13 protein-coding genes are annotated in these 15455 nt (G+C 51.9%); 1 reads left to right on the forward strand and 12 read right to left on the reverse strand.

From position 1 onward, the window contains the following. Positions 1-57: 57 nt before the first annotated feature. From H2170_11945 to rfbF, 9 genes are all read right to left on the reverse strand, one after another. Positions 58-882, reverse strand: a complete 825-nt coding sequence (locus H2170_11945) for a glycosyltransferase (protein ID MCS6300788.1) — start codon at positions 880-882, stop codon at positions 58-60. Continuing rightward, a complete protein-coding gene (locus H2170_11950) occupies positions 879-1751 on the reverse strand; it encodes a glycosyltransferase family 2 protein (GenBank protein MCS6300789.1) in 873 nt (290 codons plus the stop codon). Before H2170_11950 ends, H2170_11945 begins: the two co-directional genes overlap by 4 nt. A 19-nt stretch (positions 1752-1770) precedes the next feature. Further along, positions 1771-3069, reverse strand: coding sequence for an MATE family efflux transporter (locus H2170_11955; protein MCS6300790.1), 1299 nt, complete (start codon positions 3067-3069; stop codon positions 1771-1773). Continuing rightward, positions 3069-4115, reverse strand: a complete 1047-nt coding sequence (locus H2170_11960; GenBank protein MCS6300791.1) for an SDR family NAD(P)-dependent oxidoreductase — start codon at positions 4113-4115, stop codon at positions 3069-3071. The genes H2170_11955 and H2170_11960 overlap by 1 nt, the downstream gene beginning before the upstream one ends. Beyond that, positions 4112-4984: an NAD(P)-dependent oxidoreductase gene (locus H2170_11965; protein ID MCS6300792.1), complete on the reverse strand. Its 873-nt coding sequence runs from the start codon at positions 4982-4984 to the stop codon at positions 4112-4114. The genes H2170_11960 and H2170_11965 overlap by 4 nt, the downstream gene beginning before the upstream one ends. Positions 4985-5156: 172 nt before the next feature. Continuing rightward, positions 5157-7043: a lipopolysaccharide biosynthesis protein RfbH gene (gene rfbH, locus H2170_11970; GenBank protein ID MCS6300793.1), complete on the reverse strand. Its 1887-nt coding sequence runs from the start codon at positions 7041-7043 to the stop codon at positions 5157-5159. A 128-nt stretch (positions 7044-7171) separates the two neighbouring features. Then, positions 7172-7369 (reverse strand): hypothetical protein, encoded by a 198-nt coding sequence (locus H2170_11975; protein MCS6300794.1) that lies wholly within the window; start codon positions 7367-7369, stop codon positions 7172-7174. 33 nt (positions 7370-7402) lie between these two features. Continuing rightward, positions 7403-8518 (reverse strand): CDP-glucose 4,6-dehydratase, encoded by a 1116-nt coding sequence (gene rfbG, locus H2170_11980; GenBank protein MCS6300795.1) that lies wholly within the window; start codon positions 8516-8518, stop codon positions 7403-7405. 9 nt (positions 8519-8527) lie between these two features. Beyond that, positions 8528-9298, reverse strand: a complete 771-nt coding sequence (rfbF, locus tag H2170_11985; GenBank protein MCS6300796.1) for a glucose-1-phosphate cytidylyltransferase — start codon at positions 9296-9298, stop codon at positions 8528-8530. A gap of 2760 nt (positions 9299-12058) precedes the next feature. On the opposite strand from rfbF, the gene H2170_11990 reads away from it, so the two are divergent. After that, positions 12059-13126, forward strand: coding sequence for an IS630 family transposase (locus H2170_11990; protein ID MCS6300797.1), 1068 nt, complete (start codon positions 12059-12061; stop codon positions 13124-13126). Positions 13127-13330: 204 nt separating this feature from the next. Here H2170_11990 and H2170_11995 read toward each other — a convergent pair whose 3' ends face one another. The 3 genes from H2170_11995 to H2170_12005 all read right to left on the reverse strand — a co-directional run bounded on the left by H2170_11995 (position 13331) and on the right by H2170_12005 (position 15142). After that, positions 13331-13684, reverse strand: a complete 354-nt coding sequence (locus H2170_11995; protein MCS6300798.1) for a DUF5615 family PIN-like protein — start codon at positions 13682-13684, stop codon at positions 13331-13333. Next, positions 13681-13914: a DUF433 domain-containing protein gene (locus tag H2170_12000; GenBank protein MCS6300799.1), complete on the reverse strand. Its 234-nt coding sequence runs from the start codon at positions 13912-13914 to the stop codon at positions 13681-13683. Before H2170_12000 ends, H2170_11995 begins: the two co-directional genes overlap by 4 nt. Positions 13915-14716: 802 nt before the next feature. Beyond that, a complete protein-coding gene (locus H2170_12005; GenBank protein ID MCS6300800.1) occupies positions 14717-15142 on the reverse strand; it encodes a PIN domain-containing protein in 426 nt (141 codons plus the stop codon). Between the last annotated feature and the right edge of the window lie 313 nt (positions 15143-15455).

Genomic DNA, 15455 nt, shown 5'->3' on the forward strand with positions numbered 1-15455 from the left:
CTAGGTTTTTATGCTTTCGGGACAGGCTCTATGCTAACAGTCAATTCAAACAATCCATTAAGCATAGACTCTTAAAACTAAAAACCGTAATAGTAACGCCTGGAGCCTATGCTTAAACAAACCCCAAATACCATAGTGCTTTAGCCTAATACCACGTGCCCCCTCCACCCAATCCCCAAAACTCAATTTAGAATACCCATACCTTTGTCGCAATTCATTAATCTCCTTGAGGCCCAAATTATTAAGCATACTGGATGTTTTAGACAATTCATGAACCCGAAACGCGCCAAGTGGTGAATTGATATAATGCATAGACCACCCAACTCGCATCATCCTAAGAAATAAATCATAATCCATCGCGAATCGGTACGACAAATCAATGAAGCCTCCAGCACTACGGTATAAATTAGACTTCCAAAAAGTCGCTTCCTGGAAAAGTGAAATACCGGAATATGCATCACTACCAACCATTGGAATAATACGCTGATGCATTACTAAACGGCCCCGACGACCAATAATGTAGCGCTCCCCGCTGATTATTGATACATCAGGGTTTTTACAAAATGCCTGGAAAACCTGATTCAGTGCACCCGACAATAACAAGTCATCCGAGTTCAAATAAGCCATAACGTCGATATCGGCAGGCATTTCTGCAAACCCCCTATTCAGCGCATCCGCCTGCCCTCTATCTTTCTCGATAACGATTTTACTCACCAAGGGATGGTTTTTGTATTTCGCCAAGACTTCAGCGGTTTCATCTGTTGAGCACGAATCATAAATTGCGTAATAATCCACAGGGCGCGACTGCTCGATGATCGACTTGATGGTTGCTTCGAGGTAACGGCCCTGGTTGTAGCTGGGCGTGATGATGCCAATTTTCACAATTTCAAGAAGTTTTTAATTTTAGACTTAACACCACGGACTACAACCGCAACCCATAACAATAAAATGCGTAAAGTAAGTACAAGCCTAATAAAAACCGCGTCAAGAAAAGGGTATTTAATTAAACCTATTGAGTATTTAATAAAACGGACATAGCCAAACCACAAATCACTGGAGTGTACTTCGCTGAGAGAACCATCATGCCGCCTGAATGTATTTACAAAGTCAGGAATAATTATGCAGCCCTCAGTTTGGATCGCTTGGTAAATCATGAGATAATCAGGCCCAATGCCCCGTTTAGCAAGATTACCCAAGTACTCATCCTCAAACCCCGATATTATAGATAACCCACCCCGCCTAAACAGAGCGGCTCCGGGCGAAATAGGCAGTTTGAATTGTATTATTTCAAGCAAAGATTTAGTCCGCCTAATCACTAAAGGTGCTTGCGAACCTTTCGCCAATTCAACGCAAGGAAACGTAGTCTTGCCGTTAAATTCCAACACGGAACTAAATACTATTTTAATTCCCGGATTTATTTTCATGGCACTCACCATTAGTTCTAAGCAATCAGAGCGCATCCAATCATCCGAAAAGAGAAACTTAATGTATTCACCTTTGGCGAAATTCAGGCAGTGCTGCCAGTTGGGCACGGGGCCCACGTTGTGAGTGGTGCGAACAACAATTAAACGGTTATCCTCCCGGGCCAATTCTTGAAGTCGCTCCCAAGTCCCATCCGTACTGCAATTGTCACTGACAATTATTTCGATATTCGGGTACGTTTGATTCAGTGCGCTTCGAATCGCTTCCTCGACTAGTTTGACGCGGTTGTAAACCGGAATGAGTACACTCACCAGTGGATGATTTTCCATGTTTCTTGAGTTTATTTAATTAAATGCTAATTACCGCAGGTTGTCTCAATAAACGTTGAGTCAATAACGGAAGCCCCCAACCGACCGACAGCAAAAAGGATAATGCAATACCCACTGGTATGCCAAGTAATCCAATCTTATCCACTAAAAACAATTGTGCTGAAACACTTACTGCGGCCTGTAGCAGGTTAAAATAAAAAAGGGGGCCCACGGCATCACAACTTTGTAAGACAACGGCGTGGGCATCGCACCATACCCGTAACAACTGCCCGCCTCCCATTGCAAGGAGAAGTGAAAGAGGCAATAAAAGCTCCTCACGAGGTGAAAGAAAGTGGGAGATATAAGGTTTAGCTAAAATTAAAATCAAGGTAAAAAAAATGACTCCCACCAACCCGACTCCGACCATCTTATTGAGCAATTTTTTTATAGATTTATAGTCATTCAACGCAAAAGCCTCCGAACAATGCGGCCATATGGCAGTTAGAATTGAACCATAAAGTAAGAGCACCACATTAAACAGCCTAAAGGCCACGGAGTAGCTCGTCATCTCGGCGTGTGGTAAATAACGTGCGGCAATGATTAAATCACAGTTTAATGTCACGGTACCCAATAAGTAAAATCTGAAGAAATAAAATCCAGCATGTAAACTTGACCGAAAAGTATGAAAACGGGGCCAAGATAATTTGAAATTTAAATAGAGTCCCCAATTCAACAGTGCCATTAGGGTTGCAGGAACCAGAGCAGCCAAAACAAGGGATGAAAGGGCTACGGGAGGGTACCGAAGAACGACCACCACAACCGCAGCCATTATCAAGTTAATTGAAATGGCAATGAGATGTGCCGCTACGCCCCGCATTTGCGCAAATAAAACCTTTGTATAAACTTGCCCCAATGCACCGCCTAACTGGAACACCACGGCTATTCGCCATAGCCGGACGCGCTCAGCAGGGGCAATAAAATCGAACCCACCCAACAACCAATCGGCAACCCATGGGGCCAGTAACCACCCCACGGAAGCCACTAGGCACATCACGGTTGCGATAATCGTGAAGGTCTCACGTTCAATGTCACCTGTTTGAATCCCTTGAGCTCGCCTTTTGGAAATATTATTCTGCAACCATGTTCCAAGACCTAAATCTGCTAAAGCAAACCAACTGCCCATGCCCAAAAGTAGGGCCAATGCCGCAAAACGGTCGGGCCCGAGGGCCTTTATATTAAGCCGAAGGACGCCAAAACCCGTGCAGAGCGAAACAAAACGTGCGAGCCACCCCATGGCGGCAACCTGCCAGGCAGGAGTCCCTTTTGAGGCGATGGACATTATTTAGAATTTCGGCCCACCCAAGCGAGCATCCGGTCAAGGCCCACACTTGTGGTCACACCAGGCTGCCATTTTAATAGGCGTGCAGCCTTGCTAATATCGGCAACAAAATAGTCTTGGTCACTTTGACGGCGGCTCAATCGGTTGAAATTGAGCGGAACCTGCAAGCCGAGCTTTTGCTCCAAAACCGAAAACAGTTCCAGCAAGCTTAAACTATTGTTTATTCCTCCACCGATATTGAATATTTCCCCGGCCGATTCATTCTTATGTTCATATGCTGCGCGATAGAGGCTGACTAAATCATCGGCATGGAGGACGTCACGCACCTGTTTACCCGTCCCCGAAATAGTAAATGCAGGTGCTTGGGTGTTTAGCTTTTGTTCCCAAGCTTTTGCGCAGAACCAGCCAATCCAACCTTGATCAAATGTGGAGAATTGGCGCCCCCCATAAATTGAAGAATGGCGGAATACCACGGTCTTTAGTCCATAATTGCGATGCCAGTCGCGCACATACTGGTCTGCCGCGCCTTTTGAGCAGCCATAAGGGCTGGCAAAATCTAATGTCAGTGATTCATCTAGGCCATTCGGGTAATCGGGCAAAGTAAACCGAGTGGATAATTCTTGGTAACGTAAACGTTCGAGGTCGCCGTAAACCTTATTGGTGGATGAATAAGCCAGAAGCGCATCGGGTGAATATTTACGCATCGCCTCCAACACATTAAAGGTCCCAACCACGTTGGTGAGCATGTCACGCCGGGGATCCGACAATGAGGTCGTCATCGCCACTTGGCCGCCCACATGACAAATAAAGTCAAAAGGGGCATGAGTCGCAAACACCGTTTCAACGGCGTCTTTTTCGGCCAAATCAAAGTGATAAATCTTAAGCTGATTTTCTGATTTGGTCAGAGTTTTTAGCCAATCTCGATTCTGCTCGCCGCCCGAGCGCAAGAGGGCGTCGATGATGACGACTTCTGCGCCTTCCTCCAAATATGATGCTGCTAGGTTTGAACCTAAGAAGCCACAACCGCCAGTTATCAGTAATTTCATGTGGTAGAAAATTGAGTTAAACCTGCTTTGTAATTATAGACTGGGTTCCATCCTGGTAAAAACCGTTGCGCGGCTAATTCGACACCGGCATCATGCCGATCCCGCTTAGCATCAAATTCAAGCAAATCAGGGGAAGCACCTATGCGCGTTGCCATAAACTCGACCGTTTCACGAATCGAATGCAGTTCACCCGAACCCACGTCGTAGGCTGAAAAGCCCGGGTCAGCCGATAAGTTAGTAAGCGCGACCATGAGGGCTCCCACGGCATCATCTAAATAAATCCAATCCCTTCGACTTTTCCCCCCTCCCAGTTTGGCAACCAACCCAGAGCGTAATGAATTTTTAGTATAGCTCAAGACGTTACCCGATTCATCTCCGGGGCCATAGACTTGGAAAAAGTGGAGAAGAACTGAAATGCATCCGGCATGCTGAGCCCATGCTTTAAAGCTTTCCGATGCGGTCCATTTGGTTGCAACATACGGATTATCCCAGAGAACCGGATTCTCGTAGACAATTTTTTCGTAAAAAGTGCCTGCGATAATGATTTTTTTAATGTTTTTATATTGGGCAACCCAAGACAAAAGGTTTTGCTGACCGACGATATTTGTAGCCAAGCACTCTGGCCAAAACCGATGCGCAGCTTTTACTCCCGCCGAGGCCAAATGAATAACAACATCGAGGCCAGCCCAGTCCACCTGCTCCATGCCATTGTTGTCAGCAAGATCACATTTGACGTACTCGTACAGAGATGACCTGGCTAACGGAGGTGGTCGCCGCCCAAGACAGACTACTTGGTGATGAGCGATTAATAACTCAGCCAACAATTTGCTTCCGATGAAACCGGTGTAGCCTGTAAGTAGTATTTTCACTTTACGTTATTGTTTAAACTGAAATTTAGAGCGGTGCCTAAAGCGAAGATTTTTTGGCCCCGATAAGCATGAAATAATCCGAAAGTCGGAAGATTTAATCCGATGGCAGAAGACCATTTATGTGCGAAAATCAGCCGGAAGCCTGTACCCTCAATCGCCCATAAGTAGGCTCCTATCTTTCGGATGTCACGAAGTCGCTGATGACCTGGATTTCGTAGGCGAGCATCGCCGGGGTGAGGCCCGGATAGGTGCCGAGGAAAATCGCCTCATGCATGATGGCGTCGGCACCGGGTAACGGTGAGGCCGCTTCGCGTTGGGTGGACGCTTTAAGTTCAAGTTCACGCTGGGCGGACGTCAGGGCGCGACCGTCGGCCGACACCACGCGGAGTGCTTCCGGGCGGTCTTTGCGCAATTGGACAAAGACGGGCTGGCGCAGGAGGTTGCCGCCAAAAAACATTCGGTTGCCGATTTTTTTCTCGTCCAGGTGGCGGGCGAAATCGGTGTGGCTGAAGGGTGCGGTGGGTTTTACCCGGAGCATGAAACCGAACCAAGAGGTGTCGGTGCGGCAACCGGAAGAATCCCAGGCGAATGAGCTGGGAGCTGGGAGCTCTGAGCCGGGAGCTTGGAGCTGGGAGCTTGGAGCTGTGAGCTCGGAGCTATTAGCTATTAGCTCCGAGTTCTTTCCTGCGAACGTGCGTTCGCTCGGCGGGAGCCAGCGGGTGGCGTGGGTGGGCAGGGTGAAGTCAAACACGTCCTCCAGATCGGCCAGGCCGGCGCGCAGGGTTTCCCAGTTCTGCTTACGCGCTTCGATGAAGGCGGGCAGCTTTTTGAGCTGCTGGCGACCGATGGCGGCCTGGGGATCGAGGGGTTTTAGGTTATAGCCGAGGTGGCTGTAGATGTACTTGTGGTCGTAGCCCTTGGGGAGTTCGCCGAGCTGCCAGCCGAAGCGCTTACAGCACGTGTCGTCTTTGCCGGAAGGGCACCAGCAGTCGCGGCCCCAGTCGCGGAAACTTTCCGCATAGGTTTTGAGCGGGGGTTTGCTGATAATATTCACCGCCCCACCCTCGCCCATCGTCAGGTGGTGGGGAGGGTAAAAGGACTGGGTGGAGATGTCGCCGAAGGAGCCGGTGTAGGCGGTCAAAATCCCGTTCGCGACGAACGGAATTTTGAGCTGGGAGCTCTCAGCTCCAAGCTCCAAGCTCTTAGCTTCCGCCAGTTTGAGCAGGTGGTCGAGGCCGAGGGCTTTGGCGCGGGCGACGGGCAGCGAGTAGGTGCAGCCGAGGGCGTCGCAGTTGTCCTCGATCAACCAGAGGTCGTGCTGTTTGCAGAATTCCAGCACGGCTCCGAGGTCGAAGGGGTTGCCCAGGGCGTGGGCGATCATGACGGCCTTGGTTTTGCCCGCGACGTAGGCCGACTGGAGTTGTGCGGCGCGGATGTTGCCGGTGACCGGGTCGTTATCGATAAAAACCGGGACGGCACCGAGCTGGAGGATGGGCGAAACCGTGGTGGGGAAGCCCGCCGCCACGGTGATGACCTCGTCGCCGGGCTGGATGCGCTTGTGGGCGGGGAGCTTGTGGGTGGTGAGGGCGGCCAGAGCGACCAAGTTGGCCGAGGAGCCGGAGTTGACCAACAGGCTGTATTTGACGCCGAGAAGGGCGGCGAGTTCGCGTTCAAAGGCTTCGCCCTCGGGCCCGAGGGTGAGCCAGAAATCGAGGGTGGAGCCGACGGCGGCCTCGACTTCATCCTGGTTAAACACGCGGCCGGCGTAGGGGATGGTCTGGCCGGGGGCCCAGGGGGCGTGGGCGGCGTCATCGCCGGGTCGTTGGCCGGTGTGGACGAGGGTGGAGTAATGGCGGGTGTCGCTGAGGATGATGCGCTTGCGGACGGCGGCGACCACTTGGGGGCGGAGCGACACGCTGAGGCGTTGAACGATATCGGCGGCGACGAGCAGAACGCGGTCAATGCGCACCCCTGAGGCCAGAGGCAAGCGGTCGCTGGACAGGTAATCGCTTTCCTCAATGAGCAACGAGGCGGGGTCTGCCAGTTGGCTGGTGATCATGGCGACCTCGATATCGCCCCGGGAATCCGGCTCGGTTAAGACCAAGGCGGGACGGTTTTTCGCGCGATTGAGGTCGGTAAAGGGCCAACGCAGGGTGACCAGTTCGCCGGGGTGCAGGACACGAGCCATTAGTTGGACTCCTTTACGATGAGGTGATCGAGCGAATGCCCCCAGTCTTCGTCGTCGCGGAAGACCGATTCGAGTTGGGCGGCTTGCCAAGGATCGATGCCGCAGGTGAACAACTCCAGCGGGGTGTTATCGGGAATCGGCTCGGAGGTGGAGAGGATGCGTAGGACGTTACCTTCTTTAATGACGGTGATGCTCATAAAATGGGCTGGTGAGTGGGGCTTGGATTGCGGTCAGCGTGCCCAGGGAATTCCGGCCGCGTGGGCGGTGGCGGTGTAGTCGGCAATCTGGGCCGTGGTGAGGGCGTGAAGATCAAGGGAGGCGGAGGAGGACTCACGGTACCAGTTCACGGTTTGGGCAATGGTTTCGGCAAAGGGCCAAGCGGGTGACCAGCCGAGGAAATGGTGGGCCTTGTCGGTAGCGAGGTTGAGCAGCTGGGCCTCGTGGAGGGCGTGCGGGTCGGATTGGTCAGACCACTGTCCGGGCCAGTGTTTGAGGATTTCTTGCACCAGTTCGGCGACGGTGCGGTTGGAGGCGAGGGATGGGCCGAAGTTAAAGGCGCTGGGGAGTTTGGCGCTGAATGCTGAGAGCTGCGAGCTATGGAGGCAGGCACCCAGCCAGAGATAACCGGAGAGCGGCTCCAAGACGTGCTGCCAGGGGCGGGTGGCGACCTTGTTGCGGACGGGAATGATGGCGCCGCTGGCAAGGGCGCGGATGCAATCCGGCACGATGCGGTCGAGGGCCCAATCGCCGCCGCCGATGACGTTGCCGGCGCGGGCCGAGGCGAGTTTCACCGGAGAATCGGGGGCCGAAAAAAACGAGCGGCGGTAGGAGGCGATCACCAGTTCGGCGGCACCCTTGGAGGAGCTGTAGGGGTCATAGCCACCCATGGGGTCTTCTTCGCGGTAGCTGTGGACCCACTCTTTGTTTTCGTAGCACTTGTCGGTGGTGATGGACACGACGACACAGGGACGGGCGGGATCGGCGGCCAGGCGGACGGCCTCGAGCACGTTAACGGTGCCCATGACGTTGGTCGCGTAGGTTTCGACCGGCGTAGAATAGGAGAGGCGCACCAGGGGTTGCGCGGCGAGGTGGAACACGAAGTCGGGCTGGCAGGCCGCGACGGCGGTGCGTACGGCGGACAAGTCGCGGATGTCGCCCTGGATGTGGCGAAGGCGGTTTTTTAAGGAGAGCTGGTCGAACAGCGAGGGAGTGGTGGGTGGAGGCAGGGCAAAGCCGGTAACCTCAGCACCGAGGGAGAGTAACCACTCGGCTAGCCAGGCGCCTTTGAACCCGGTGTGGCCGGTGACCAGTACGCGCTTACCGTGGTAAATTGAAGCGAAGGACATGGGGACCGGTTACTTCCAGGTTTTCCACGGAGCCTTGCCGGAAGCCCAGAGCTCTTCGAGGTGCTGCTTGTCGCGCAGGGTGTCCATCGGCTGCCAGAAACCGCGGTGTTTATAAATACTGAGTTGGTCGGATTGGGCGAGGGATTCGAGGGGCTGGCGTTCCCAGATGGTTTTATCATCGATCACCAGATCGATCACTGAGGGTTCGAGCACAAAAAAGCCCCCATTGATCCAACTCCCGTCGCCGTCGGGTTTTTCTTGGAAGCTTTTAACTTGGTTGCCGACAATATCCAAGGCACCGAAACGACCGGGGGGTTGCACACCGGTGAGGGTGGCCTTGCGGCCCTCACGTTGGTGGAAGGCAATCGATTCAGTGATGTTTACGTCCCCCACCCCGTCACCATAGGTGAAACAAAAGGGTTCGTTGCCGAGATATTCACGCACGCGCTTGAGGCGGCCGCCGGTCATGGTGCTGTCACCGGTGTCAACGATGGTGACGCGCCAAGGCTCGGAGCGGCGCTGGTGAACCTCCATGCGATTATCCTTCATATCAAAGGTGACGTCGGACATGTGCAGGAAGTAATTAGCGAAGTATTCCTTGATGACATAGCCCTTGTAGCCGGCGCAGATCACGAAATCATTGATGCCATGGGCGGAGTAACATTTGAGAACATGCCAAAGGATGGGTCGCCCGCCGATCTCGACCATGGGCTTGGGCTTGAGGTGGGTCTCTTCACTGATACGCGTACCGAGACCGCCGGCGAGGATGACTGCTTTCATTTTTAGAAGGGATTGAGAAGGGGTCATGTTTTACCCTTTACCTTAATTATCGACTGACGGAATAACGGATCTGACTGCTAAAGGGTTCAGGTCTAAGGAGGACAGGCCTAAGATGACATGGGGTGGTCAGGAGGGCGAAGGGCGCACAACCTGACCACCGATGACACACTAAAAAAGGGGTCGGGACGTTACATGGATACATGAATGAGGAAGACACCCGATCAAACGCTCAACATCCAACATCCAACATTCAACATCCACCGCTAACATATGAGCTCTGAGGTCACTGAAAAAAGTCAGGCCTAAGGGGTCAGGCCTCAACTTATTGAATTTCAACGGAGGTCAGGCGTAAAGGGTCAGTCCGGAATGGCACTTAGTTAAGGGGTATTATCGTCAGACTTGGTTAGATCGCCCCTTCAGGGCTTGTGCACTTTACCTCATGATTCCTAGGGCGTTGCCCTAGGTTGTGGTAGAGTGCCCCTTTGGGGCGGTCGGGCCTAACTCAGTGCCATTCGGGTCGGGGCGTTGTTTGTTGATTTTAAATGAATCGACCCAGCTTCGCCCCGTCACGTCCCACTCATTTCGGTGGCGTGGAGGAGGGTTGTGGAGGATGAACGGCTGAGTTCAAGGAAAAATGAACCGGCGTTTCAGGAACACACTAAAAAAGGGGTCGGGACGTTACATGGATACATGAATGAGGAAGACACCCGATCAAACGCTCAACATCCAACATCCAACATTCAACATCCACCGCTAACATATGAGCTCTGAGGTCACTGAAAAAAGTCAGGCCTAAGGGGTCAGGCCTCAACTTATTGAATTTCAACGGAGGTCAGGCGTAAAGGGTCAGTCCGGAATGGCACTTAGTTAAGGGGTATTATCGTCAGACCTGGTTAGATCGCCCCTTCAGGACTTGTTCACTTTAACCCATGATTCCTAGGGCGTTGCCCTAGGCTTTGGTAGAGTGCCCCGTTGGGGCGGTCGGGCCTAACTTATTGCCATTCGGATCAGGGTGTTGTTTTGTTGGCTGGGTTGATGGTAGACTATTTTAACCCACTCTATTATTTAGGTCTATTCCAAAGGGGTCTGGCCGTTTTTTGTTAGTTTAATGCCCACCCCTTAACATCCGATATTGATCCGACTCCGTTAAGCGGAATGCTGGTAAGGCGCTCCTTGAATTGATGTTAGCAATTTAGCTCAAACACGATGGGCGAGACGCCCAGGCCACTTCGGATGTGCCATGAGCTCCCAGCTATTAGCTCCTAGCTCTTAGCTCCTAGCTCTTAGCTCTTAGCTCTTAAACGTGCAGACCCAGCTTCGCCCCGTCACTTCCCACACACACTAAAAAAGGGGTCGGGACGTTACATGGATACATGAATGAGGAAGACACCCGATCAAACGCTCAACATCCAACATCCAACATTCAACATCCACCGCTAACATATGAGCTCTGAGGTCACTGAAAAAAGTCAGGCCTAAGGGGTCAGGCCTCAACTTATTGAATTTCAACGGAGGTCAGGCGTAAAGGGTCAGTCCGGAATGGCACTTAGTTAAGGGGTATTATCGTCAGACCTGGTTAGATCGCCCCTTCAGGGCTTGTGCACTTTACCTCATGATTCCTAGGGCGTTGCCCTAGGTTGTGGTAGAGTGCCCCTTTGGGGCGGTCGGGCCTAACTCAGTGCCATTCGGGTCGGGGCGTTGTTTGTTGATTTTAAATGAATCGACCCAGCTTCGCCCCGTCACGTCCCACTCATTTCGGTGGCGTGGAGGAGGGTTGTGGAGGATGAACGGCTGAGTTCAAGGAAAAATGAACCGGCGTTTCAGGAACACACTAAAAAAGGGGTCGGGACGTTACATGGATACATGAATGAGGAAGACACCCGATCAAACGCTCAACATCCAACATTCAACATCCACCGCTAACATATGAGCTCTGAGGTCACTGAAAAAAGTCAGGCCTAAGGGGTCAGGCCTCAACTTATTGAATTTCAACGGAGGTCAGGCGTAAAGGGTCAGTCCGGAATGGCACTTAGTTAAGGGGTATTATCGTCAGACCTGGTTAGATCGCCCCTTCAGGACTTGTTCACTTTAACCCATGATTCCTAGGGCGTTGCCCTAGGCTTTGGTAGAGTGCCCCGTTGGGGCGGTCGGGCCTAACTTATTGCCATTCGGATCAGGGTGTTGTTTTGTTGGCTGGGTTGATGGTAGACTATTTTAACCCACTCTATTATTTAGTGCGACTAACCCAATAATGAGGAGCTTTACGGACACTAAAAAAGGGGTCGGGACGTTACATGGATACATTGAAGTGAAAGGCATTCGGCGTAACGTTCAACATCCAACATTGAACATCCAACGTTCAAGAGGAGCCCCTGACTTTTTACTCACGAAAAGCGGAAACAGAAAAAGGGGTCGAGACGTTACATGGATACAAAGGCGGCAAAGACTACAGGTTGAAATTTTAGCTGAGCCCGAGTTGCTGGCGGGCTACTGTTTCTGAAACCCCTGCACTAATCAGCAAAGCCAGCGCCTTTTGCAGGGCTGAGTCCTTTTGCTGGAGCGCTTCGTTCTGTTGCTGGAGCGCTGACTCCTTTTGCTGGACTTCAGAAAAAGGGGTCGGGACGTTACATGGATACAATGACGGCAATGGCATTCGGAAAAACGTTCAACATACAACGTTCTCATATGAGCTACGCGGTCTTAGCTGACAGCTTCTAGTGCTTACTTGCAATAATAAGTGATATTGTATCCGCTTTGTAGATGGGACGAAAAGCCGTGCGAATCACTTGTAGCGAGGGGGATCAGCAATCCCTAGAAAAACGGGCAACCAGCCGGATTGAGTCGAGGCAGCGAGTTGAGCGCGCCCGGATGATCCTTGGGTGCGTGAGTGGCGAGCAGGTGCAAGAGGTGGCGCGCCGCTGCAACACCAGGCCGAACACCGTAATAAAGTGGAGGGATCGCTTTGTGCTGCTTGGCATGAAGGGGCTGGATGATGCGGCACGGCCGGGCGCGAAGCGCACCTACGGTGAGGACTTTCGAGATCGGGTGCTGGCTTTATTGGAAGGGCCACCCCCTCCGGGGCAGGCGCGCTGGGATGGTCCAGCGGTGGCCCGTGTGCTCGGCGGCTCGGTGCACGCGGTCTGGCGAGTGCTGCGCAAGGAGGGCATTTGCCTGCAGCGCCAGCGCTCGTGGTGCGTGAGCACTGACAAGCAGTTCGCAGCCAAGGCAGCCGATATCGTCGGGCTCTACCTGAGCCCACCGGAAAAGGCATTGGTGATAAGTGTGGATGAAAAGCCTGGCATCCAAGCCCTAGAGCGCGCCACCGGTTACGTGGAGACCGACAATGGTAAAATCGTCCAGGGACTCAAAAGCACCTACAAGCGCCACGGTACACTCAACTTGTTCGCTGCCCTTGATGTGGCCACGGGCTTGATCAAGACGCAGAAAACCACCCTTAAGCGCCGGGAGGAGTTCCTGCTGTTCATGGACCAAGTGGTGGCGGATCACCCGCCCGAGAGAGAACTCCACGTGATTTTGGATAATTATTGCACCCACAAAAAGTGCGACGCTTGGCTCGCTCGGCACCCCAATGTCCACTTCCACTTTACCCCAACCTCGGCGAGTTGGCTCAATCAAGTTGAAATCTGGTTCGGCATACTAACAAGGAAGGCGCTACGGGGCGCGAACTTCAGAAGCGTCGCCGAACTTAGTCAGGCCATTGACGCTTTCGTCGCCGCCTACCTGCCCAATGCCAAGCCGTTCAAGTGGCGCAAGCGCGAGGTCAAGGGAAGCCAACTCAGAAATACTATCATTAATCTACGCAATTAAGCACTAGCTCCCAGCTCTTAGCTCCTAGCTCCCAGCTCTTACCCACTACTGTTTAGTGCCCACGGAACACACGGACTCCACGGAAGCGGAGGTAATCCCAAAGGGGCCTGGCCGTGTTTTGTCAGTTTTTCTTGGAGCAACGTTCAGGTCGTACTACGCTGAATTTTGCCTACACAAAAACACGAAATCTAAAACGGGCAGGTTTTATGGGTGGATGACCAACAAGGTACGGCCGAGTTCAACACAGGCAGAACGATTAAAAGCATCTGTAATCGTTGCCAGATTCGACATGACGAGCACAATCAGTTCATCATTTCTGCAATTACCGGTTTGAATTAAACACAACTTACGAGGTGTTCCGGTCAATGCTCGCGCCTGGTAAAAATCACTATCCTTAGAGATTACAATTGCATCATGGGTATCTGCCCACGTTGCAATGAATGCATCTGTAGTGGCATTGCCATGGGGGAGTTCCAGCGTGTGTACCGCGTCATGAGCCTCAGCGCGTAAAGCAAAGGCCAAACGGCGCGGCAGATGCGCATCAATCAAAAATCTCACGAGGCAAGGGCAATCGTTGAGCGTGTGCGTGCGAGTGCACTCGCATAAGCCAATGCCGCATGAATATCAGCTTCATTCAAGTCGTTATAATCAGCGAGAATTTCGGCCGAGCTCATTCCTGATGCCAACCACTCGAGCACGGTTTCAACGGGATAGCGCAACCCGCGGATGCAGGGTTTCCCATGACAGATTTCAGGGTCGGTTGTAATTCGATCAAAAAGAGTATTCATGTAATTAAGGGGGCTATCCCAAATAGCTGATTTATAAGTGATCGAGCGTTGTTTATTGATTTTAAATGTGCAGGCCCAGCTTCGCCCCGTCACTTCCCACGGGTTTAGGTGGTGTGGAGGTGGGTTGTGATGGGTAAACCACGTAGTTCAAGTAAAAATGAACCGGCGTTTCATGAAAGTCACAAACCAGGGAATTTTGCCCACGAAAGACCCGAAATGACACGAAAGACGGATTCGATCATTTTAACCACTAATGGGCACTGATTATCACTAATAACGGAATAAATCCGACTACCCGCTACTCACTACGCACTACTCGCTACTGTTAACTCACCGAACACACGGAATACACGGAAGAATAGGATGATATATAAAGTAATCGGACACTAAAAAAGGGGGCGGGACGTTACATGGATACATGAATGAGGAAGACACCCGAGCAAACGCTCAACATCCAACATTGAACATCCAACGTTCTCATATGAGTTCTTAGCTAATAGCTCTTAGCTCCCAGCTGATTGTTGCCCACGAAAGGTACGAAATGACACGAAAAGCCGGAACCGAGCCTGTTTAACCGCGAAGTACGCGAAGGATCGCGAAGTCGGAAACAGAACAAGGAAGAGGGCGTTGTTTGTTGATTTTAAACGTGCAGACCCAGCTTCGCCCCGTCACTTCCCACGGTTTTCGGTTGCGGTGACAGAAAAAGGGGTTGGGCCGTTACATGGATACATTGCCCCAAACGTGTAGAGCATTACTAATCGCAGAATCTTCTCGTTTAATCGAACTTAGGGCTCGGCACGGTTCAAACGGGTAAAGGAGGAGCTATAAGAGTCAATGGTTTACCATTAATCCGATATACTCCAAAGTCCCTCAAGTCGGTAGTGATAATTCGAGCATAGGGGTTTCGTTCTGCTAAACTTAGTACGCAGGCATCGGCCAAATCCATTCGCGGCCAATATTTCATCATCCATTCTAAAATCTTTGGATTGGATGGACCCAAAACGGGAACGAGCCGAACTGCGCCACTCTGGGTTAACGTCATAAGTTCGTTGATGGTTGCTTTGGATGAACGCAGCACCCAGCAGGCTTCCGCTATGACTATTTCGGGGACGATGGGAGCTTCTCCAATTGCATCTAAGACTCCACACGCCCAGGCATGGTGCACATCCCGACTATTCGCGTAGGCAATCAACGGGCCGGTATCCAGAATGTAACGTGGTTTACTCACCGAAACCTTCTTTGGTTGAAAGTAAGGGATCAGCTTTAATTATACCACGGAGTTTAGGCGCAAACCCGGATGATGCCGGTTGTTTACTAACCAATCGAGGTGCGCCGGCTTTACGGGCGGGCGTAGTGGACTTAACGCGCTTGGACTTAATGGTTGGTGAGTTCATACAAAGTGGGACAGGCGAATCTGAAAAAGGGGTCGGGCCCGCCTAAAAAAGGGGTCGGGCCGTTACATGGATACATTAGAGGCAAAGGCATTCGGCGTAACGTTCAACATCCAACATTGAACATCCAACGTTCCTATATGAGCTAAG

The organism is Opitutus sp., from assembly GCA_024998815.1.
In the GTDB taxonomy this organism is placed as follows: Bacteria; Verrucomicrobiota; Verrucomicrobiia; order Opitutales; family Opitutaceae; genus Rariglobus.

Bases quoted from the DNA above. Each gene is read 5' to 3' on its own strand.
- rfbG (MCS6300795.1), bottom strand. From the start codon at position 8,518: ATGTCCTTCGCTTCAATTTACCACGGTAAGCGCGTACTGGTCACCGGC.
- H2170_11950 (MCS6300789.1), bottom strand. From the start codon at position 1,751: ATGGAAAATCATCCACTGGTGAGTGTACTCATTCCGGTTTACAACCGC.
- rfbH (MCS6300793.1), bottom strand. From the start codon at position 7,043: ATGATCACCAGCCAACTGGCAGACCCCGCCTCGTTGCTCATTGAGGAA.
- H2170_11990 (MCS6300797.1), top strand. From the start codon at position 12,059: ATGGGACGAAAAGCCGTGCGAATCACTTGTAGCGAGGGGGATCAGCAA.
- rfbF (MCS6300796.1), bottom strand. From the start codon at position 9,298: ATGAAAGCAGTCATCCTCGCCGGCGGTCTCGGTACGCGTATCAGTGAA.
- H2170_12000 (MCS6300799.1), bottom strand. From the start codon at position 13,914: ATGAATACTCTTTTTGATCGAATTACAACCGACCCTGAAATCTGTCAT.
- H2170_11975 (MCS6300794.1), bottom strand. From the start codon at position 7,369: ATGAGCATCACCGTCATTAAAGAAGGTAACGTCCTACGCATCCTCTCC.
- H2170_11955 (MCS6300790.1), bottom strand. From the start codon at position 3,069: ATGTCCATCGCCTCAAAAGGGACTCCTGCCTGGCAGGTTGCCGCCATG.
- H2170_11960 (MCS6300791.1), bottom strand. From the start codon at position 4,115: ATGAAATTACTGATAACTGGCGGTTGTGGCTTCTTAGGTTCAAACCTA.